Here is a 21,295-nt window from a genome sequence, read left to right as displayed (position 1 = left end):
AATAAGGATAGGGAAAGCACAAGGTTCTATGATTTTTTCCATAATTGGAGACATATTTTGCAAAAACGCCACTCCAATTAAACATAATAAAAACAGTAGAACATCAACCGCATTAACAGTTCGAAAACCATTCATTAACTGAGACAAACCCGGTATCAAAAAGAAATTATCCACGACTTTGTCTCAAGCTATGTATGCAATTGAACTTAGTTTTCGAATTCACTGTACTGTGAAATCATAGTTTTCAACTGAACTGATTGCGTTTGTCCCACTCTATCTTTCCAACTGGTCGTAATAGTAATGGTTTTAAGAGATCCAGACACAGTAGCCGACGGCACAACCCACTCCACTGTATACGCACCAGTAGCGGAAGATCCTGTTGCAATAGAGGCAAAGCTAGCCGTAGAGATCGTCGAAAGCGCATCCGAGGCTCCACGCGTACGGAACCATTCCAATTTATTTTCAGCAAGACGCAACGCTTCAATACTTTCTATCGCATAGTCGGATTCTCGTTCGAGATACACGTTTAGCTTTGTTAAACCTAGAGCCCCAACACCGATAAGCAAAAAAGAAATTAGAACCTCAAGAAGGTTAAAACCTTTTTGTTTAGAGATCATTCCAAGAGCCTCGCTGCCACTTTAGTTTCTCAATGTACTTGCCGCTCTTTCCACCATTGTAGGCAGGTATCAAAGATCCATTTAATTTTATAGTTCTATCTTCTGCATCTAACCCTATCCCGCCATCAAGCTTCAATGAACCATCTAGCAAAAAAGCATATTTATTAAAGTCATTATTAATATCATGCTTGTGAAAAGAAGTAGGGGTTACACCTATATCATTTTTAGAATCAAAAAGATCAATCCATATTTCTTTAACATCCAACACAATTGGCTTTGAAAGGTATTGGTAAAGAAGTCCATCAAAATAACTCATACTTTGACTGTAGAGAACACCATCATAAATAATAAGCTGAATAGCATTATCTACAGGCTGAGTAGTAGAACCAAAAATATTTCCTGATATTGCGCAACTGCCATCGACCCAAAACCTTCGTTTTCCAGCAGCGTAAGCATTAGCTAACTTAGTATGGCATGACTTAACCCAACCTTTAGGTGTCTTACCGCTAGCAATTACAACGCCAACAGGATCCGCTTTAATCTCGTTTTTGAGTTTTGCTACGTTAACTGCGTTGAAATCCATAGTGAATAAGTCTTTGAAAACCGAAATATTTGCAACATTTTCTTTGATATCTTCATTTTTATTCGAAGTGCTAGTAGTAGCTAGGTAGGTTGGACGTTTGGTTTCTTCAAATAAATTGGATTTGTGCGAATTCTTACAAGTAAAGCTAGGAGCCCCTAAAATCCCAGTAGCATGACTACTGACTGAACTGTCCACCGTCAGAAAGTGCTCATCAGAACCACTTACACTTGCTACATAACTCACGGTTCCACCAGCAATAATGGATGTACACTCACTGTCAGACGACAAACCTTTTGCTTTAGGGACAAAGTGCATTGAGCCAGTAAGCTCTACCGACGCACTCGTTTTTAGTACTGCACCAAGGCCGTTTCCTGTCGAAATTATCACTTTACTTAAATTTGTATTTCCCTCTTTAGATGTAACCAAATATTCATAATCGCTGAGCTTTCTTATCGTAGTAGATACTGCACAGCCCAGTAGAGTAATTGTTCCCGAAGGAGGAAGTACTAACATCTTCTCCTTTATTTGTGCAAAAGCACATTCCAATCCTCCTTCAGCCTTCCAATGTTCTTGTCGAGCTTTTAGTTCATTCTGAGCCACTTTTAATTGAAAGAATACGCCCTTTGATGATGCGAGAGATGCAATCAAAGCAAACAATAATAGTATGGATGTTACTAACAACGTCGTGTATCCAGAACATCCAAATTTAGATCTCATTGCCAATTCCTTTGCTTAATTGAAAACTCTGCAACTTGATTAATTACGCCGTCTACAGTTTGTAAAGCCAAAGTAACATCCGTTACAGCGCTAATATTTGTGCCATTCGTTACGACTTTAGAATTCACTGTAAAATTCGTCACTTGAAAAATATCTTCATCAAATAAAGAACGGCAAAAATCCACACCATCAAAAGACAGTATTTGGGCTTGGGATACTACACCATTCTCACAGATTACAAGTTTGCTATCTCGCTTCTCATACTTAATATTTCTATAGTTTTTATTTAACGGAGAGTCATCTCTAAAATAAACAAACCCAATAGAAGATGCACCACTGACTGTTATTGTTTCCGAGGCTCCGGATAATTTAAGAGACATACCATGACCACCATCATAACCCGCTCTTTGAATATCCTCTTTCATGACAGCTAGAGTAATATTAAGCCCTTGTAGCAAATTTAGTTCTAAGCTTTTTTCTTTCGCTGTTTGTTGTATGCTAATAAATATCGAACCAATTATTCCTAAAACCATGAGTCCAATTAGAGAGCTAATCATGAGTTCAATCAAAGAGCTACCTATTTGGTAACGTCTGCTAGCATTTAAGGTAATCATACAATTTAGCTCCAGACATACTACAAACTTTTATTCGCCCTGGCGGATTAGAAAGTGCCACTTTTAATTTTGTACTTTGCTCACTGGTCGGGAAGAACTCGATACTTCCGCTTTGCGGTCGACCTCTCACTTCCTCAAAACTCATTTTTTTAGTCTCATAACTATGTAACACTGATAATTCTGAAAACTGTGTCCCGGAAAGGTGTAAAATAACATTCCCCGCACCACTTTCTGCATCGGTTAAGGTGATTGACCAAGCACCTTGACTCACTACATTGCCTTTATTCATAGAGAAATGGACATATAGTTTTTTATTTCGTACGACTGCTTCAGATTTACTTTGGCTCAAAAAACCGACCAACTCTGTTGCAAGTCTCTGCATTTGTACTGTTTGAGAAACACGACTAAAGCTTGGCGCTGCAAACGCTAATATAATACTCAGCACAGCAACAGTGATCATAAGTTCCAACAACGTAAACCCGCGAGGCATTTCCCAAATTCCTATGCAAACGGCTAGTCGACCGTAATTCATCTTGCACAGATGCTATCACCTGCCAAAAATAGGCGGAAAAGTGAAAAGGAAACTACTCGTGATGATTCGAATTTCTCGTTGTAACAGCTACAAAAAAAGATTGAGAGGGATGACATTGATCGAATTACTGATAGCCGTAACGATCGTCGGAATCATTGCAGCAATCGCCTACCCTTCTTATACCAATCATGTGATCAAGTCCCATAGAACGGTTGCCTTGAGCGATCTTAGTCGAATTCAACTGGAACTAGAGACATCTTATGATGGTGGGTATGACTGGAGTCATATTATTTCTGGTGGCGCCTGTACTCTATGTGATTCCGACACAGATCGATTTTCGTTCGATATTGCGAGCTCTGCAAGCACAGCCTACATCATTACAGCAACAGCAAAATCGGATCTTGGGCAGGACGACGACGAGTGCTTGAATGGCACTACAACTATCACTTTAACGTCAACAAATGTTGAATCACCAAGTGCTTGCTGGAATTAAAAAAACTACAAATGCAAAAAGGCCTGCGTTTCAGCAGGCCTTTGTTTTTGAGCTTTTAATGAACTTATCTTAGCTGGTTAAATCATCAAAGAACTTCTTCACACCATTGAAGAAGCCTTCAGATTTTGGTTTGTGTTTAGTTGCAGCTTCACCGCCACAAGACTCTTCAAACTCTTTCAACAGTTCTTTTTGGCGAGCGCTTAAGTTAACTGGCGTTTCTACAACCAATTTAACGATCAAGTCACCAATACCACCGCCACGGACGCCTTTCACACCTTTACCGCGCATACGGAACATACGGCCAGTTTGTGTTTCTGACGGCACTTTTAGGCTTACTCGTCCATCAAGTGTTGGAACTTCAACTTCGCCGCCGAGTGCAGCCATAGCAAAGCTTACTGGCACTTCACAATAGAGGTTGTTGCCGTCACGCTCGAAAATGTGATGCTCTTTCACGTGTACTTGTACGTATAAATCACCTGATGGTGCACCCATTTCTCCCGCTTCGCCTTCGCCAGATAGACGAATGCGATCGCCGGTATCCACGCCAGCTGGGATTTTAACGTTAAGTGTTTTCGTTTTTTGCTTGCGACCTTGACCATGACACTCATTACAAGGGTCTTTAATGATCTTACCTTTACCATGACAGGTAGGACAGGTTTGCTGAACAGCGAAGAAACCTTGACGCATTTGTACTTGGCCATGGCCATGACAGGTACCACATGTTTCCGCTGATGAGCCTTTCTTCGCACCGCTACCGTCACAAGAGTCACAGTGAACCAGTGTCGGAACTTCAATCTCTTTAGTTACACCACGAACGGCTTCTTCTAACGTTAGCTCCATGTTGTAACGTAAGTCGGCGCCACGTTGCGCACGATGACCACCGCCACCACGGCGACCGCCACCGAAGATATCGCCAAACACATCACCAAAGATGTCGCCGAAGTCAGCACCGCCTCCACCAAAGCCGCCGCCGAAACCACCGCCACCTTGTTCAAAAGCAGCATGGCCATATTGGTCATAAGCCGCTTTTTTCTGAGAGTCGGTTAGAACTTCGTACGCTTCTTTTACTTCTTTAAACTTGTCCGCCGCAGACTCATCACCCTGGTTTCTGTCTGGGTGGAATTTCATCGCTAGGCGCTTGTACGCCTTTTTGATATCACGCTCTGAGGCATCACGGCTTACGCCTAATACTTCGTAAAAATCACGTTTTGACATGTTCTTCGTCACCAGTTAATTACTACAAACGGCATCGATTCACCGCTTGGTGTTTGTATCGTTCTAGGTAAGTGCACTTATTGCAAAATACTTAACTAGAAAGACAGCGTTTACAAACAGACGGGCGTAAGAGTCACCCCAAACGCCCGCACACCGAAGTCGTATCGACCCCAGATGGCTTTGCAGCCATCTGGTTAAGAAAGATTATTTCTTGTCGTCTTTAACTTCTTCGAACTCCGCATCTACCACGTCGTCATCTTTTGACGACGCGCCAGCGTCAGCACCTTGAGCTTGTTGCGCTTGAGCTTGTTGTTGAGCGATTTCCATTAGTTTTTGAGCAGCAGTCATAAGAGCTTGAACTTTCGCATCAATTGCTTCTTTGTCTTCGCCTTTACGTGCTTCTTCTAGCTCAGAGATAGCAGTTTCAATCTTCTCTTTCTCTTCAGCTGGAAGTGCGTCACCCGCTTCTTCCATTTGCTTACGAGTACCGTGAATCATTTGGTCTGCTTGGTTACGTGCAGTTGCTAGCTCTTCGAACTTTTTGTCCGCTTCTTTGTTAGCTTCTGCTTCTTGAACCATTTTCTCGATTTCGTCATCGCTTAGACCGCCAGAAGCTTGGATTGTGATCTTCTGCTCTTTACCAGTCTGCTTATCTTTCGCTGATACGTGTAGAATACCATCCGCATCAAGGTCGAAAGTTACTTCGATTTGTGGCATGCCACGTGGTGCAGGCTGGATGCCCTCTAGGTTAAACTGACCTAGAGACTTGTTGTACATCGCTTGCTTACGCTCACCTTGTAAAACGTGGATAGTTACCGCGCTCTGGTTGTCTTCTGCAGTAGAGAAAACTTGGTTCGCTTTAGTTGGGATAGTTGTGTTCTTCTCAACTAGCTTAGTCATTACGCCACCCATAGTCTCGATACCTAGAGACAGTGGAGTTACGTCTAGTAGTAGAACATCTTTAACTTCACCAGCAAGTACACCACCTTGAACTGCAGCACCCATTGCTACTGCTTCGTCAGGGTTCACGTCACGACGCGCTTCTTTACCGAAGAACTCAGCAACTTTCGCTTGAACCATTGGCATACGAGTCTGACCACCAACTAGGATTACGTCAGTGATATCGTTTACTGATAGGTCAGCGTCAGCTAGAGCTACTTTTAGTGGCTCAAGAGAGCGTTGTACTAGGTCTTCAACTAGAGATTCTAGTTTCGCACGAGTCACTTTGATGTTCATGTGCTTAGGACCAGTTGCATCAGCAGTAACGTAAGGTAGGTTTACGTCTGTTTGAGAAGTAGAAGAAAGCTCAATTTTCGCTTTTTCTGCTGCTTCTTTAACACGCTGCATTGCTAGTGGATCGTTTTTAAGATCGATACCTTGCTCTTTCTTAAACTCGTCTACTAAGTAGTTGATTAGACGGTTATCAAAGTCTTCACCACCTAGGTGAGTGTCACCATTAGTTGCTAGAACTTCGAATGTTTTTTCGCCTTCAACTTCATCGATTTCGATGATTGAAATATCGAATGTACCACCACCAAGGTCGTATACAGCGATAGTGCGGTCACCGCCTTTCTTGTCTAGGCCGTAAGCTAGCGCAGCTGCTGTTGGTTCGTTGATGATACGTTTAACTTCTAGACCTGCGATACGACCAGCATCTTTCGTTGCTTGACGCTGTGCATCGTTAAAGTAAGCAGGTACTGTGATAACTGCGCCAGTTACTTCCTCACCTAGGAAGTCTTCAGCAGTTTTCTTCATTTTCTTAAGAACTTCAGCAGAAACCTGAGGAGCTGCCATTTTTTGGCCTTTCGCTTCTACCCAAGCGTCACCGTTGTCAGCCTTAACGATTTTGTAAGGCATGATTTCGATGTCACGCTGAACTTCTTCGTCTTCAAAACGACGACCAATTAGACGCTTAATTGCAAATAGCGTGTTAGTTGGGTTAGTTACTGCTTGACGTTTCGCAGGTTGACCTACTAGCGTCTCACCGTCAGTGTAAGCAATAACCGATGCAGTAGTACGTTCACCCTCTGCGTTTTCAATTACACGTGGTTTGTCGCCGTCTAGTACAGCAACACATGAGTTAGTAGTACCTAAGTCAATACCAATGATTTTACCCATCTGGCTATCTCCGAATAAATTCTATTTTCGTTTGGTTATAACCCCAATGTGGGGGGAGGAGAATCGGGTTTCAACCCTTGCTCACAAACAAAAATAATCAATGTTTGCTTCTCTATGCCACATAGATAAGGGCGTCAAAACGCTTTTCAAGGGCAGAATTGAAAAAAAGCGTATTTTTTATGAATTAATTGATTTCTTTCCAGCTTGTTGGGAATGCATCACATTCCAGAGACAACTTCCAAAGTAAACATGATGAAAAGCGGTTATTTTTCTGTGACATAAAAACAAGAAAGCGAGCTCATTCCGCTCGCTTTCTATATATATAGATTCAACTCTATTGTTCAAGGCTAGGCATTAGCTTGTGCAGGCTGCGCCTCTACTTCTTCTTGATTGCCGATCTCACCTTCTGTTTTGGCGACAATAGTGTTCACTGCGGTATCCCCTACCACGTTCGAAGAGGTACAGAACATATCGTTGATACGGTCAACCGCTGCAATGATAGCTAAACCTTCTGGTGGAAGACCCAATTGGTGAAGAAGCACACCAACCATCACCACACCACCACCTGGTACGCCACCAGCACCAATAGAAAGAAGAAGAATCGTCAGACCGAGTGTAAACACATCAGCGGTGTTAATTGGCTGGCCAAACGCGTTAGCAACGAAGATTGTTGCAAGCGCGATATAAATAGATACACCTGACATGTTCATCGTCGCGCCTAGCGGTACACCAAAACCCGCAACTGATTTAGAAACTTGCAGTTTCTCTGTCAGAGTACGCATGGTTACAGGGATGGTTGCATTTGAACTTGCCGTAGATAGGGAAAATAGGATTTGTTCACGAGTTGCGCGGAGAAACGCCTTTGGAGAAGTTCCAGTCGTAATACCAACTGCCATTGGATAGAAGATGAAAATCCAGAACACAAGCATAGCCACGACAAGCGCAACATAACCTGCAACAGACATCAGTGTATTCGCATTTAAGGTTGCACCTAGTTGAATCATCAGAGCAAACACACCGTAAGGTGCTAGACTCATGACCAAACCAACCAGCTTCATCATGATCTCATTGGCCATCTTAAACGTGCGGATAGCAGGGCCACCACGAGAATCCAGAGCTTGAATGGCTAGACCTGTCAAAATAGCCATAAAGATAATTTGTAGCATGTCGCCGTTAGCAAAAGCTTGTACTGGATTGCTTGGTACAATGTTTACCACGAGCGAGAAAATATCTGGTGTTTCAGTTGTCGTCAGTTTGACGGTTTCAGAAACAGTACCCGCTAAGTTTGCACTAGCACCCGGTTGGAAAATTAAACCTACGGTCAGCGCTGCTGCGATCGCAATGATGGTATTGAGAATGTAGAGAGTAAAAGTTTTCCCACCAAGACGACCAAAAGCGCTAATGTCTTTCAAATCGACAATGCCGCACACGATTGAAACATACACAAGAGGCACAACCAAAAGCTTGATCAGCGAGACAAACATGCCGCCAACCCCTTCTGCCGTTCCAAGTAGGTAAGTATCAAAAATCGCAATACCACTAAATAAGTACTGAATAGCTGTGCCCAGCACAAGGCCGGCAAACAAGCCTATGAAAATCTTACTAGAAAGCGATTTATCCATTATAAATCTCCGATATGTTGTGTTTACTATTTACATTTTTGTAGTTATATCTGCTTATTTCTAAAGCAGTGGTCGCAAATAATACATATCAAAGTTACAAAATAAAGCGATAATTTACATTTTTGTTAACAACAAAATTCAGCAAAACAAACTATGAATACATTCATATTCAGAACAAAACTCACTTAGTCAAATGATAACAACCAGTTATCGGTTTAAGGTTGTATAACTACGCAGTTGATAGAAAGAAAATTCCCTATAAGAAAAAATATCCCCAATAGGAAAAACTTTGAAAGGGATCAAATTTTAGATATCGATGGTTCAGCGAGACGGAGGGAGCACACCTTTGTTTAAAACAAAAATGCCCATCACAAACGTGATAGGCATTTTGTATTTACTTTGCAGTGACTTGCGTCGTTATTTAGCAACCATGACCATTGCAGGACGAATCACACGGCCGTTTAACTCATAACCCTTCTGCATAACAAACATCACGGTGTTTGATTCATGATCTGGGCTTTCTTGAATAGACATTGCTTGGTGGAATTCAGGGTTGAACGTTTCGCCTTCAGGGTTGATTTCTTTCAAACCAAACTTAGCAACCACATCAACAAACGTCTTGTGGGTCAGCTCAACACCTTCAAGGATCGGCTTAATCACTTCGTTTTCTGTATCTGCCGCTTGAATCGCACGCTCTAGGTTATCGATAACAGGAAGCAGTTCTTCAGCGAACTTGTTAAGAGCGTATTTACGCGCTTTGTCGATTTCCTGTTCAGTACGACGACGCATATTTTCAACTTCAGCTTTTGCACGAAGCACTGCGTCTTGCTGATCTTTTACTTTGGTTTCGCTAGACAATAATGCCGCTTCTAGTTGAGCAATCTTAGCGTCTTTCTCGTCACCAATTTCTTCAAGTTCTGCTTCAGTTTCTTGAGCCGCAGCTTCTACTTTTTCAGCCTCTTCGATGATTTGATCAAGCTCTTCTTCTGTAACTTTGTTTTCTTCGTTGCTCATGATATCTCCAGAATTCAACGTAATGCCCTTAAAGCCATGCTCGTTTTGCGGGCTTTAACCACATAAAAATTCGCATATTTAGGTAACTTGCCATTATTATGGGGATGAAGATTCCTGATTCAAGCCTCTTTAATGCGGAAATGCTATGAAAAATCCATGTAACGTGATCGCGATTATCGGAAAACCAAGAGATCAACAAGCGATTCAGACTCATAAAGAGCTTTACGAATGGCTGACCTCAGAAGGTTACAAAGTGTTTATTGACGATCGCCTTGCAGCGATTTTGGACGAGATCCCGCAAAACCACTTCGCCAGCTTAGTTGAGTTGGGCAAAAACGCAGATCTTGCGATAGTTGTCGGTGGTGATGGCAACATGCTGGGCGCAGCGAGAATTTTATCGCGTTTTGACGTGCCTGTGATTGGCGTAAACCGTGGCAATCTAGGCTTTTTAACTGATTTAAACCCAGACGATTTCCAAGCGGCACTCAAAGCCGTACTTGCGGGAGAGTACATTGAAGAAGAGCGTTTCTTACTTGAGGCAGAAGTGCATCGTCATGGTCAAATAAAAAGTCATAACGCCGCTTTAAACGAAGCCGTACTCCATCCTGGGCAAATCGCACATATGATTGAGTTTGAGGTGTACATTGATGAAAGCTTTGCCTTCTCTTTACGCGCCGATGGGTTGATTGTCTCCACACCAACAGGCTCGACAGCATACTCACTTTCTGGTGGTGGCCCTATTCTGTCACCAAGCCTGAATGCCATTTCACTGGTGCCTATGTTCCCTCATACCTTATCTAGCCGACCGTTGGTGGTTGATGGCAAACGCAGAATCAAACTGATTGTGTCACCAGAAAATCGCGGTACACAAGAAGTAAGTTGTGATGGACAAGTGTCGCTGCCAGTTTCTCCCGGCGATGAGATCCACATTTATCAAAGCCCAAATGTACTCAAACTCATCCATCCGAAAGACTACAGCTACTATCACGTATTAAGGAACAAACTCGGTTGGTCTAGTAAGTTATTCTAGCTTTCATGAACACGAATTTAAGCCAGTTGCTGATTGCTGCTGGCTTTTTTCTTTTTTGGGATAACACGTAAAACCTTACTAATAAGGCGACGCAATATATCCTGCCGTTAAAACGAAATTTATAAACCTTGATCCTGTGTGCAAAGTTTAACTTATTCCAGAAAAGCAAATTGAATGGAGTATGTCGGGTGATATTCTCACCATGAATAGAGTATTAACTCTATTTCATAAAATCAATAAAGGACATACTATGAAAAAAACTATCATTCTGTCTGTTCTCAGTACATTAGCACTGATTGGCTGCCAATCTGAAGATACTAAAGTGACAAACGTATCTAATGCGCGTGCGGACGACATTACACAAACCAAACGGGAACTTGCTCAACAACTGAGCGAAAACTATACGGCAATTGAGCCAATGTTGAGAAGAGATATTACTGCTCAACAAACCAATGTTCCTGTCTCCTCTTTCATTGAGCAAAACCCTACTGCAGAATTTAGCCAACAGCTCGTTGAAGCCGATGCTCAAATTCGTAGCTGGAAAGGCATTACTGAATTCTCAGATCAATTGCTAGAAGTGCGCTTAGCCAACGAAAAAATGCTAGGAGCATGGCTCAATGGCGACGTTGCACCACTCTTTGCCTTTGAACCAAGCGGTGATGATGAAAGCTGGCAATACATCGAAGCGTTTGACGTTTACGGGCAAATTCATCAACTTGATGTGTATCAGCTTCCTGACGTTCCCGTTCTAGTTGTCGATAACAACAGCTCTGCAGAGCTCAAAGCAGGCTTACAGGCGATGCAGGCAGAAATGAAAAAACTGGGGCAGCCAGCTCTAATTCAGCCTTATTATTCAGAGAGTCAAAAACAATCTTCACCAATGCTACAAAGCGCAGTGACAAGTGATGTCGCTCCGATTCAAACAACTCAACTGAAGAAAATTCGCTTAGCGGATGACAAAGAACCGTGGATCTCTGGCAAAGCAGAGGTTTACGCCATCGTGACAGGTGTCAATCCAAGCCGCGACGAGCCGACAATTGATCTGGTAGAGCTTCCTTACTTGGATTACGACAACCAAGATTACTACCCAAATCAAATCATCATTCACTGGTCTCGCTACCGCTGGGGCGCTGCAGATATTGTTCTGATGGAGCAAGATGACGGCACAGACTACAAACAGCTGGCGAAACTATTGGTGCAAGTGGCTGAAGAAGTTCTGAAAGCCATCCCAGATCCGCAAGTTCAGGCATACGCAGTCATCCCACAAATCACTAACAAGATCATCGATGCCATTCCAGATGGTGTGCTTACCAACGATGATGACTTTGTTGACGTTTTCTACACGTTGATGCAAGACACGTCGTATGTCGATCACCCAGGAGCAAGTGTTAATGCTGTCGTGACACTAGAGCCACTGACGATCAATCCAACTCGCCCATAACCCTTTCAATTTCAATGAGTCGTTGTCGAGACTTCGACTCATTTTTCCCACCTCATCACAAAAAATAACCTGTTAGATAAAAATATTCCCGCTCATCTTTACTGTATAAAGAAACAGTATATACTGTTCTCATATACAGTATTGTTCAGTTATACAGGTAAATAAAAATGCTGGCTCATCTAAGTGTTAATAATTTTGCGATTGTTAAGTCTTTACAACTCGAGCTTTCTAAGGGCATGACCACCATTACAGGTGAAACAGGCGCTGGTAAATCTATTGCGATTGATGCGTTAGGTCTGTGCCTAGGCGGACGTGCCGATGCAGGTATGGTGCGTCAAGGTGAAGAGAAAACCGAAGTCAGTGCCGCCTTTTTACTGGACAACAACCTACATGCAACGCGTTGGCTAGAAGATAACGATCTGCTGGATGGCACTGAATGTATCTTGCGTCGCATCATAACTAAAGAAGGCCGTTCAAGAGCCTTCATCAACGGCAGCCCAGTACCACTTTCACAATTAAAATCTCTTGGGCAGCTGTTAATCAACATCCATGGACAACACGCGCATCACCAACTGATGAAAAGCGAATACCAAATGGCGATGTTGGATCAATATGCCGGACACTTAAATCTATTAAAGAGTACACGCAGTGCGTACCAACATTGGCGTCAGGCAGACAATAACCTCAAGCAACTCAAGGAAAACAGCCAGCAGAATCAGGCGCAAAAACAGTTGCTTGAATACCAAATCAAAGAACTGAATGAGCTATCGCTAGGTGAAGAAGAATTCGCAGAACTCGAGCAAGAGCACAAACGACTGTCCAATAGCGGTGAACTCGCCGCTACCTGTCAGCAAGCCCTCGAACTTATTTACGAAGGTGAAGAAGTCAATGCGCTTGGTATTTTGCAATCGGCCAATCACTCCCTAATTCAATTAGCGGAATTAGATGAAAAATTAGCCGAGCTACCAAATATGCTGGCTGACGCGATGATCCAGCTAGAAGAAACCAAAAACGAACTTCGTAGCTACTTGGATGGCATCGATGTTGATCCAGGTCGTATGGCTTATGTCGAAGAGCGTTTTTCTAAAGTGATGTCGATGGCTCGTAAGCATCATGTTATGCCTGATGAGTTATACCAACATCACCAAGACCTTCTAGCACAAATCGAAGCATTGGATTGCTCTGATGAACGTCTGGATGAATTGGCTCAAGAAGTGGAACAGAAATACCAAAGCTTCCTGACTCAAGCGGAAAAGCTGCATAAATCACGCAGCCGTTACGCAAAAGAACTGAACAAGCTGATCACGCAAAGCATGCACGAACTGAGCATGGAAAAAGCCGTCTTCAGCATTGAAGTAAACAACGAAAACACACATCCGTCGCCACTGGGTATGGACAGTGTGTGCTTCTTGGTTTCCACTAACCCTGGTCAACCTTTACAACCAATTGCGAAAGTTGCGTCAGGTGGTGAGTTATCCCGAATCTCGCTAGCGATCCAAGTGATCACTGCTCAAAAAGTAGATACGCCAAGTTTGATCTTCGATGAGGTGGACGTGGGTATTAGTGGCCCAACAGCTGCGGTAGTAGGCAAAATGCTACGCAAGCTTGGAGAATCGACTCAAGTCATGTGTGTCACACACTTACCGCAAGTAGCCGGTTGTGGCCACCAACAAATGTTTGTCGCAAAACACACCAAAGGTGGTCAAACGGAAACACAAATGCGCGCACTAGATGAAGAACAACGTGTGGCAGAACTGGCTCGTTTACTCGGTGGTAGCCAAATCACTGATTCAACATTAGCTAACGCGAAAGAACTCCTTATCGCCGCCTAACCCTATGACACAGAGTCATCGGCAATCCAGTTGATGACTCTTTTCGTATTAATCGCTTCAGTGACTCGGCTAACGAAAACGCCATTAGGCCCCCTATCACCCCTTAATATCTGCTAATAAATGCAACTCAACTCAAAATTCGTTGTCAGATTCCCTACCATGCGACGCATAGCTTTTTACATCTGCGTCGAGCTTGTTTATTATCAGCGCAGTATTTTAAAGGTTACTAAGAAATTATTATGCAATTAAAGAAGTGGTTAGTTGCCGTACCATTAGCAATGACATTGCTGACAGGATGTTCGGTATTGGAAAAACTGGTTTATCGTATTGATATCAACCAAGGCAACTATGTAGAACAAAGTGCGGTTGATAAATTAAAGTTTGGGATGACTAAAGCACAGGTTCGCTTCGTACTTGGATCGCCAATGCTTATCGAAAATGGCTATCCTAACACTTGGTATTATATCTACCATCACACGCCAGGCCACGGTGACCCAGTACAGAAAGATCTTGTCGTAAACTTTAATGACCAAGGAACGCTGGCCGATATCAGCGGTGACTTCCCGAAAAGTGACGCGTTTTACGAACAGATCCAATAAACCAATCCTGTCATTACATCGATTGGCATCATAAAACCTTTATGCAAAAAAACCTCCCACTTGGGAGGTTTTTTATCATCTAAAATATTGCTTATTCTGCTTACTTGCGCAGAGCATTTGGCTTGCCACCAGTCACTGGATCGGCATTCCCAGCCGCTTTTGCTTGCTCTGCTCGCTTACGACGAATCTCTTTTGGATCTGCCAATAAAGGGCGATAGATTTCAATGCGGTCTTTATCACGTACGGTCGCGTCTAGTTTTACATTACGACTAAACACACCTACTTTGTTTTTTGCTAAATCAATTTCTGGATACAATTCCAAGACACCCGACTGACGAATGATCTCTTCAACCGTCGCGTGGTTATTCACAACTAAGTTAAACACGCGTTGCTCATGAGGCAATGCATACACGACCTCAACGTGAATCATGTCTGACTCAATACTCATAACACTCGTACACCTGTTTCGCGCGTTTGGTAAATGCATTAACCATATTGCTAGTTAGCTCGTTAAAAATCTTGCCGAACGCCATTTCAATCATTTTGCTCGAAAACTCAAACTCAAGCTTAAGTTCAACCTTACATGCCTGCTCATCCAACGCAGTAAAAATCCAACCACCTCGGAGCGTTTTAAACGGACCATCAACCAAGTTCATCATAATAGCTTGGCCAGGAATAAGCTCATTGGACGTAGTGAACGTTTTACTGATGCCCGCTTTCGCAACATCGACAGAAGCGACCATGCCGTTACCCGAAGACTCAATAATTCGAGAGCCCGAACAACCAGGCAAAAATTCAGGGTATTTAGCAACATCATTGACCAGATTAAACATCTGTTCTGCACTAAAAGACACCAACGCAGAACGGCTGACTTGCTTCATACATACTCCTATCGATACATGTACAGATTTAAAGCTCGCGACAATTTTACTTTTATTCCACGATTGCGCAAATAAAAGGATTTCCTATCCGATATCCAACCCGTATAATGACGCCATTATGGCAAAGAAAAAATCAAAACAAAAAGCGGGTAGTAACACTATCGCGCTGAACAAAAAAGCTCGCCACGAGTATTTCATTGAAGATGAAATCGAAGCTGGCTTGGAGCTCCAAGGTTGGGAAGTGAAAGCCCTTCGCCAAGGTAAAGCCAATATTTCTGAAAGTTACGTATTCATGCGTGACGGTGAAGCCTTTGTGAGTGGCATGACAATCACTCCTTTAAATCAGGCATCGACACACGTAGTGGCGAACCCTACTCGTGTGCGCAAACTACTTATGAGTCGTCGTGAACTTGACAACCTACTCGGTCGCATTAACCGTGAAGGTATGACACTTACGGCACTCTCTCTGTACTGGTCTCGCTCTTGGGTGAAGATAAAAATAGGTGTAGCAAAAGGTAAAAAGCTTCACGATAAACGTACAGATCTTAAAGAAAAAGACTGGGCAAGAGAAAAAGCACGCGTAATGAAGAGCGCACTGCGTTAATCTTGACCACTTAAACGCATAGTGCTGGACAGCTAAGTCTTTTCTGTTACTATGCGAATCATACCTTGGGGCTGATTTAGGATTCGACGGGAATTCAGAAGTCTGAGGTGCATGCCGAGGTGCGGTAGGCCTCGTTAACAAACCGCAAAAAAATAGTCGCAAACGACGAAAACTACGCACTAGCAGCTTAATACCCTGCTCAGAGCTCTCTCGCCCTAGCTTCCGCACGTAAGACGGGGAATAACGAGAGATCAAACCCAAACGCGCTAGCCCGGATTCTCCCGCCTGAGAGATGAACGGCGAATTATAATTCAGGATAGTCATTCATTAGCGTGTCGGTTCGCAGGTGGATGGTGAATTTAAAGATCGACTAAGCATGTAGTACCAATGATGAACGGTTTTCGGACGCGGGTTCAACTCCCGCCAGCTCCACCAAACGTTTGGAAAAGGCCACCTTCGGGTGGCCTTTTTTGTATCAACAATCATATTGTCTTCTTTTCTCAGGCACTCATACTACCTGATGACTTATCACAAGCATTACTGCGTAACTTTACAACCTATGCTGATAAAAACTCGTTGAGTATTAAATAGCAGACTATACGCTCATAAGTACAACACCAACCACACATGAGAATTCAAAAGTACTCATTAAAAGATAGAAAGTGTGTACTTACTATATGCTTTTCAATCTAAAGTTTTCTAAGCTTTTGGGATATCAGGTACTTCATCCGGTTACAAGGTACATGCAGGTTTTGTAAATCTCTTCAATACAATAAAGCCACAACTTGCAGCATGCATCGCTGGTTATTCGAAAAAGAACATAAAAGAACCAAAGGTAATACACTGCGTAGGTCATAGTTTAGGTGGTGCTCTTGCTTCATTAGCAACAGATTGAGTGAGTAAAATAGTCTCTTCAATTTTCTCCTTACTAAGAATTTCAGGTCTAGTTCATATAACACAACAAAAAATGCGAAGCTATTTAAGCTTCGCATTTTTATTATGGCTTAGAATTATTAGAATCTATATTCCACACCTAAAGATGCTTGTTTAAAATCTGTATTTGTATTCGCACCATCAAATACATTTTCTGCATTCAATTCCACATCGTACCAAGTGTATTCTGCGTTAACTAAAAAGTTATCCGTTACTTTAAAACCTACACCAGCACCAGCAAATACCCCTTCGTCATCTTTGTTCCCATGGAATCCAGCAACGTTATAATCTGTCGAATACCACATTTGGCCACCTTTCGCGTACACATCCACTCTATCGGTGATTGGAGCCGTCACTTTCAATGCTGCGGTATAACCATCCGTCTCTGCATTAGCCAAGTTGTTACCATAGCTACCAAAATCAATGTAGCCACCTTCCAACGCTAAGTAACGGTTAAAGCGATAACCCACCAATGCTTGCATTGCATCGCTGTCGTCATCGAAATCATCTTGTCCATCAACTTTTAAATAACCGTAGTTCGCACCTACATAAACGCCATGATCTTTGGAGTCCGCTGCGTAAGATAAAGTACTAAACGTTGCTAGAGAAAATAGACCAACCAGAGTAACAACATTGCTTTTCATTTCGTTCTCCTAAATTAACTGATTATCGAAAGTTCCAATCATAAATAGCAAAAGCAATGCCAATATTAAATTAATGAAAAACTATTTTATTTAATAAGATTCTGACAATTAGCTAAAAAAACTCGTACAAAAAACAAAATACCGGCTATTTATTTACCTTACACAAACAATATAAATTTAGGATAAATATAACTAGTGAAAAAGCTTCTCGCTAATTTGTAGTTTTTTCAAAATAAAAATACACAGCGTGAATATTCTTGAGTTGTTAAATAGTCATTGAAATATCGCGTTGCGTGTTTACTAGAAAGGAAGACAATCACACATCCGTCGTGCCTTGCTTTGCTTAAAAGCACAAATCCTCTACTCTGTGCCTAAGCAAATTCAATGGAATTGAAAGAATGATAAAAGGCAGTGAGTACCCTTCCATTCGTGCGTTGAGGACTTTTGTTGCTGTGGCTAACTATCTCAGCTTTTCTAAAGCCGCCGATGACCTGTGCGTAACACAAGGAGCGGTCAGTAAACAGATGGCATCTTTAGAGCAACTCGTTGGGCTTCCTCTCATTCATCGAGGGTTAAACGGCGTGGAGCTAACAGAGGAAGGAAAGCGCTATTTGCCCCAAATAACAGAAGCTCTGGAGCTCATTCAGCATGCAACCGCCAGCCTAATTCAGACCAATACTGATCAAGAGCTGTTGGTTGTCGATGTCACACCCTCATTTGCCAGTCTTTGGCTCGTGCCAAATATCGATGATTTCCACCAGCGCCATCCAAATATTCGCGTGAAAATTCTTACCGGAGATGGCGCAGTTAAAAACATTCATGGCGAAAGCGATCTGCATGTGCGGTGTTTGCCTCTTTCGACTCATTATGAATATAGCCAGCTCTTATGTGAGGAAACCTTGTTGCTGATTGGCAACACCAACCTACCAAAACTGTCAGACAACCAAGCTATCAGCCATTACCCATTTATTCCGCAAACGACTCGCCCGCAGCTGTGGGAGCAATTCAAACAGGAGAACGATTTAGAGTGCCCAATCACCTATCACTCCGTCGGGTTTGAGCATTTTTATTTGGCGTGTGAAGCCGTGAGAATGGAGAAGGGCTTGGCTTTGCTGCCCGATTTTATGGCGCAATTTTCTATTTTGCGTGGTGACATCCAACATATTGGGAATCTAAAGCTTCACAGCGGCTATGGCTATTATGTGGTGATCCCAAACTTCCGGTTAACGTCAAGAAAAGTGGCACTTTTTCATGACTGGTTAAAAGACAAACTTACCCATCATACCTAAAGCTACCGATATGAAACCAGTATAAATATGAAGATTGTGCAGAGCCTATCACCTACCGCGCCTCAAATGTAAGTATGGTTAAATTTGTGGCATTCTCATCCATACTATTTGAAAAGGATAAATGGATAGTAGGATATGGACAGCAACACGCCAAGACTCTCTTTACGTACCATTGAGCCGACCGATTACCCAGAGTTAGCGGAATTAATGGACCTCGTTTTTCCTGATGTGGGCGGATCATGGCCACGCCTGACCATCATGGATCTCATTCATCAGTTTCCCGATGGACAAATCTGTATTGAGGATAACGGCAAAATTGTCGGCGCTGCGCTGACGATCAAAGTGGACTACAACCGATTTTCACTTCCTCACCTGTACACTGACATCATCACCGAAAATAACGTCATTCAGAACCAAGTGACAGGCGATGCCATGTATGGCCTAGATGTGTTTGTTCACCCTGATTACCGTGGGCTTCGCTTGGGCCGACGTCTTTACGACGCGCGCAAAGAGTTGTGCCGCAGCAAAAACTTTAAAGCAATACTAGCCGGTGGCCGCATTCCGAATTACCACCAATACGCGGATGAACTGAGCGTTGCAGAGTACATCGACAAAGTAAAACGCCGCGAATTGCACGACCCGATCCTCTCATTCCAGCTTGCGAATGACTTTGATGTTAAACGCATCATGCGTGGCTATTTGCCAGAAGATAACGCCTCAAAAGGCTACGCCACGTTGCTAGAGTGGGATAATTTTTTCTACGAGGAAGACATTCAATCCGTTCACGACATCGAGAAAACCTTGATTCGCATTGGCGTGGTGCAATGGCAAATGCGCGCGATGAACGATTTGGAAGACTTGCTCGATCAAGCCGAGTTTTTTATCTCCTCTCTGGCCAACTACAAAGCCGACTTTGCTTTGTTTCCTGAGTTCTTCAATGCTCCGTTGATGGGATTGCAAAACGATCAAAACTCGGTTGAAGCTATTCGCTTTCTTGCTAGCTTTACAGAAGAGATCAAAAACCGTTTCTCGCAAATGGCGGTCACTTACAACATCAATATCATTGCTGGCAGTATGCCGCTCATCGAAGATGGCAAGCTCTACAACGTAGCGTACTTACTGCAACGCGATGGGGAAATTAACGCTCAGTACAAAATCCACATCACGCCACACGAACAAAAAGATTGGGTAATTGATGGCGGCGATAATGTACAAGTGTTCGAAACCGATGCTGGTAAGGTCGGCATTCTGATTTGTTACGACAGCGAGTTCCCTGAGCTGGGTCGTATGCTCGCCGAACAAGGCGCGCAAATTATCTTTGTGCCATTCTGGACCGATACCAAAAACGGCTATCAACGTGTGCGGATCTGTTCTCAATCTCGCGCGATCGAAAACGAGTGTTATGTAGCGATTGGCGGCAGTGTCGGCAACTTACCGCGCGTAGACAACGTGGACATTCAATATGCTCAGTCAGCGGTGTTCTCACCTTCAGACATTTATTTCCCCCACGACGCCACATTGACGGAAGCCAGTGCGAATACGGAAATGATCATCTTTGCCGATGTTGACTTAACCAAGCTGAAACAGCTCAACACCGAAGGCTCGGTAACGAACTTACGCCATCGACGCCTCGATTTGTACGGTGCGTTCACAACACCAAAAGAGTAGCCTGAGACCCAAGCCATAATAATGACCGCTCGCCGTCGTGAATCAAACGGCGAGCGGAATCCAGCGCAACAGCGCATCAGGTAAACACAATTATCAGAGGTATGTCAGTTTTTCTCGGGAATGAGAAACAAGAATTGACCAGAGAAAACAACAGGAGTATCACTCCCATTTCCTTCCGATTTTATTAGAGGAAAGCATTTGGAACACATTAACGCTTTACTCATCTCCATGAAGCCTCTGCTGGAGCAGTACGGCTACCTTGCGCTTATTGTCAGCATCTTTTTTGAAGGTATTGGCATTCCCATGCCTGGGCAATCTTTGATGATCGCAGCGTCAATTCTGGCCTCAGAACAAGTCATGAATCTGAGTATGGTCATGGCTATATCTTGGCTCAGCTGCTTTTTGGGCAATACTTGTGGTTACTTACTTGGTTACTACTTTGAAGGATGGCTAGATAAAAAAGGTTACATCTCTGGCCCTAAAATGCAGAAGCTCCAAAGCACCATTCAAAAATATGGCCCTGCTTGTTTGGTGGTCAGCCGATTTATTGAAGGGATGAAGCAATTTATGCCTCTGGCGTGTGGGATAGCAAAAATGCCACGCAGAGAGTTTTTACTCGGCAACGCACTCGCTGCCACCATTTGGGTTTTGGTGTTCAGTTTACTTACGCATTTTGCATTTGAGCACCTCAGCGCACTCAGTCATTTATATAGCCACTACAAATACGTAATCTGGGCGAGCGCCGCGGTTGTGTTCGCATTGATGCTCCTAGGCTTACTCAAGCGAAAAAAAGCAAAATCGTCGCTATAAATGCACTTTCAATAAAGGCTCATGGTATCAGTAAGATAG

The 21,295-nt window shown here is 43.1% G+C and carries 21 protein-coding genes and 1 other RNA gene; 11 read left to right on the top strand and 11 right to left on the bottom strand.

The genetic code is table 11. The features are described 5' to 3' along the window. Nucleotides 1-206: 206 nt before the first annotated feature. The 4 genes from ACYJZR_RS03175 to ACYJZR_RS03160 are packed head-to-tail and all read right to left on the bottom strand — an operon-like array spanning nt 207 to nt 3,021. Nucleotides 207-617 carry a type IV pilus modification PilV family protein gene (locus tag ACYJZR_RS03175; RefSeq protein ID WP_015296322.1) on the bottom strand — a complete coding sequence of 137 codons (411 nt, stop codon included), beginning with the start codon at nt 615-617 and terminating at the stop codon, nt 207-209. Continuing rightward, nucleotides 607-1,917, bottom strand: a complete 1,311-nt coding sequence (locus ACYJZR_RS03170) for a hypothetical protein (RefSeq protein ID WP_406966301.1) — start codon at nt 1,915-1,917, stop codon at nt 607-609. The genes ACYJZR_RS03175 and ACYJZR_RS03170 overlap by 11 nt, the downstream gene beginning before the upstream one ends. After that, the gene (locus tag ACYJZR_RS03165; protein WP_005496288.1) at nt 1,914-2,531 is read right to left on the bottom strand and encodes a PilW family protein; all 618 of its coding nucleotides are present in this window, start codon (nt 2,529-2,531) and stop codon (nt 1,914-1,916) included. Before ACYJZR_RS03165 ends, ACYJZR_RS03170 begins: the two co-directional genes overlap by 4 nt. Beyond that, on the bottom strand, nt 2,512-3,021 hold the full coding sequence (locus ACYJZR_RS03160; RefSeq protein WP_023623229.1) for a GspH/FimT family pseudopilin: 510 nt from the start codon (nt 3,019-3,021) through the stop codon (nt 2,512-2,514). Before ACYJZR_RS03160 ends, ACYJZR_RS03165 begins: the two co-directional genes overlap by 20 nt. A gap of 103 nt (nt 3,022-3,124) precedes the next feature. On the opposite strand from ACYJZR_RS03160, the gene ACYJZR_RS03155 reads away from it, so the two are divergent. Next, complete coding sequence (locus ACYJZR_RS03155) at nt 3,125-3,556, top strand: type IV pilin protein (protein ID WP_024700118.1); 432 nt, start codon at nt 3,125-3,127, stop codon at nt 3,554-3,556. Nucleotides 3,557-3,625: 69 nt separating this feature from the next. Here ACYJZR_RS03155 and dnaJ read toward each other — a convergent pair whose 3' ends face one another. The 4 genes from dnaJ to grpE form a co-directional block, all read right to left on the bottom strand. Further along, nucleotides 3,626-4,771 carry a molecular chaperone DnaJ gene (gene dnaJ, locus ACYJZR_RS03150; protein ID WP_005496291.1) on the bottom strand — a complete coding sequence of 382 codons (1,146 nt, stop codon included), beginning with the start codon at nt 4,769-4,771 and terminating at the stop codon, nt 3,626-3,628. A 204-nt stretch (nt 4,772-4,975) separates the two neighbouring features. Continuing rightward, nucleotides 4,976-6,889, bottom strand: a complete 1,914-nt coding sequence (dnaK, locus tag ACYJZR_RS03145) for a molecular chaperone DnaK (protein ID WP_029798300.1) — start codon at nt 6,887-6,889, stop codon at nt 4,976-4,978. A gap of 347 nt (nt 6,890-7,236) precedes the next feature. Continuing rightward, nucleotides 7,237-8,511 carry a dicarboxylate/amino acid:cation symporter gene (locus tag ACYJZR_RS03140; RefSeq protein WP_343344252.1) on the bottom strand — a complete coding sequence of 425 codons (1,275 nt, stop codon included), beginning with the start codon at nt 8,509-8,511 and terminating at the stop codon, nt 7,237-7,239. Between the two features lie 417 nt (nt 8,512-8,928). Beyond that, a complete protein-coding gene (grpE, locus tag ACYJZR_RS03135; protein ID WP_024700119.1) occupies nt 8,929-9,525 on the bottom strand; it encodes a nucleotide exchange factor GrpE in 597 nt (198 codons plus the stop codon). 145 nt (nt 9,526-9,670) lie between these two features. Between grpE and nadK the strand changes: the two genes are divergently transcribed. The 4 genes from nadK to bamE all read left to right on the top strand — a co-directional run bounded on the left by nadK (nt 9,671) and on the right by bamE (nt 14,427). Continuing rightward, nucleotides 9,671-10,555, top strand: a complete 885-nt coding sequence (nadK, locus tag ACYJZR_RS03130) for an NAD(+) kinase (protein ID WP_005455932.1) — start codon at nt 9,671-9,673, stop codon at nt 10,553-10,555. A gap of 250 nt (nt 10,556-10,805) precedes the next feature. Beyond that, nucleotides 10,806-11,996, top strand: coding sequence for a DUF3103 domain-containing protein (locus ACYJZR_RS03125; RefSeq protein WP_021823044.1), 1,191 nt, complete (start codon nt 10,806-10,808; stop codon nt 11,994-11,996). 167 nt (nt 11,997-12,163) lie between these two features. Next, nucleotides 12,164-13,828: a DNA repair protein RecN gene (gene recN / locus ACYJZR_RS03120; protein WP_005456006.1), complete on the top strand. Its 1,665-nt coding sequence runs from the start codon at nt 12,164-12,166 to the stop codon at nt 13,826-13,828. Between the two features lie 239 nt (nt 13,829-14,067). Further along, nucleotides 14,068-14,427 carry an outer membrane protein assembly factor BamE gene (gene bamE / locus ACYJZR_RS03115; protein WP_005455981.1) on the top strand — a complete coding sequence of 120 codons (360 nt, stop codon included), beginning with the start codon at nt 14,068-14,070 and terminating at the stop codon, nt 14,425-14,427. 100 nt (nt 14,428-14,527) lie between these two features. Here bamE and ACYJZR_RS03110 read toward each other — a convergent pair whose 3' ends face one another. Both ACYJZR_RS03110 and ACYJZR_RS03105 read right to left on the bottom strand, forming a co-directional pair. After that, nucleotides 14,528-14,875: an RnfH family protein gene (locus ACYJZR_RS03110; RefSeq protein WP_005456005.1), complete on the bottom strand. Its 348-nt coding sequence runs from the start codon at nt 14,873-14,875 to the stop codon at nt 14,528-14,530. After that, nucleotides 14,865-15,308, bottom strand: coding sequence for an SRPBCC family protein (locus ACYJZR_RS03105; protein WP_005381641.1), 444 nt, complete (start codon nt 15,306-15,308; stop codon nt 14,865-14,867). Before ACYJZR_RS03105 ends, ACYJZR_RS03110 begins: the two co-directional genes overlap by 11 nt. Nucleotides 15,309-15,426: 118 nt before the next feature. Between ACYJZR_RS03105 and smpB the strand changes: the two genes are divergently transcribed. From smpB to ACYJZR_RS03090, 3 genes are all read left to right on the top strand, one after another. Further along, entirely contained in the window at nt 15,427-15,912 is a 486-nt protein-coding gene (smpB, locus tag ACYJZR_RS03100; RefSeq protein WP_005455975.1) for an SsrA-binding protein SmpB, read from the top strand. Between the two features lie 67 nt (nt 15,913-15,979). Continuing rightward, nucleotides 15,980-16,347: a transfer-messenger RNA gene (gene ssrA / locus ACYJZR_RS03095) on the top strand. 277 nt (nt 16,348-16,624) lie between these two features. Further along, entirely contained in the window at nt 16,625-16,807 is a 183-nt protein-coding gene (locus tag ACYJZR_RS03090) for a lipase family protein (RefSeq protein WP_406966314.1), read from the top strand. A gap of 118 nt (nt 16,808-16,925) precedes the next feature. Here the strand turns inward: ACYJZR_RS03090 and ACYJZR_RS03085 are convergent, their stop codons facing one another. Next, nucleotides 16,926-17,489, bottom strand: a complete 564-nt coding sequence (locus ACYJZR_RS03085; protein WP_005455971.1) for a porin family protein — start codon at nt 17,487-17,489, stop codon at nt 16,926-16,928. Nucleotides 17,490-17,887: 398 nt separating this feature from the next. Here ACYJZR_RS03085 and ACYJZR_RS03080 point away from each other — a divergent pair, with 398 nt between their 5' ends. The 3 genes from ACYJZR_RS03080 to ACYJZR_RS03070 all read left to right on the top strand — a co-directional run bounded on the left by ACYJZR_RS03080 (nt 17,888) and on the right by ACYJZR_RS03070 (nt 21,256). Continuing rightward, nucleotides 17,888-18,778 (top strand): LysR family transcriptional regulator, encoded by an 891-nt coding sequence (locus ACYJZR_RS03080; RefSeq protein ID WP_024699669.1) that lies wholly within the window; start codon nt 17,888-17,890, stop codon nt 18,776-18,778. 135 nt (nt 18,779-18,913) lie between these two features. Then, complete coding sequence (locus ACYJZR_RS03075; RefSeq protein ID WP_005464264.1) at nt 18,914-20,446, top strand: bifunctional GNAT family N-acetyltransferase/carbon-nitrogen hydrolase family protein; 1,533 nt, start codon at nt 18,914-18,916, stop codon at nt 20,444-20,446. A 222-nt stretch (nt 20,447-20,668) separates the two neighbouring features. Beyond that, on the top strand, nt 20,669-21,256 hold the full coding sequence (locus ACYJZR_RS03070; protein WP_406966313.1) for a DedA family protein: 588 nt from the start codon (nt 20,669-20,671) through the stop codon (nt 21,254-21,256). Nucleotides 21,257-21,295: the final 39 nt, after the last annotated feature.

This window comes from Vibrio sp. RC2502, from assembly GCF_054850435.1.
The sequence above is the reverse complement of the archived record's forward strand: the minus strand, read 5'-3'. Positions and strand labels throughout refer to the sequence as shown.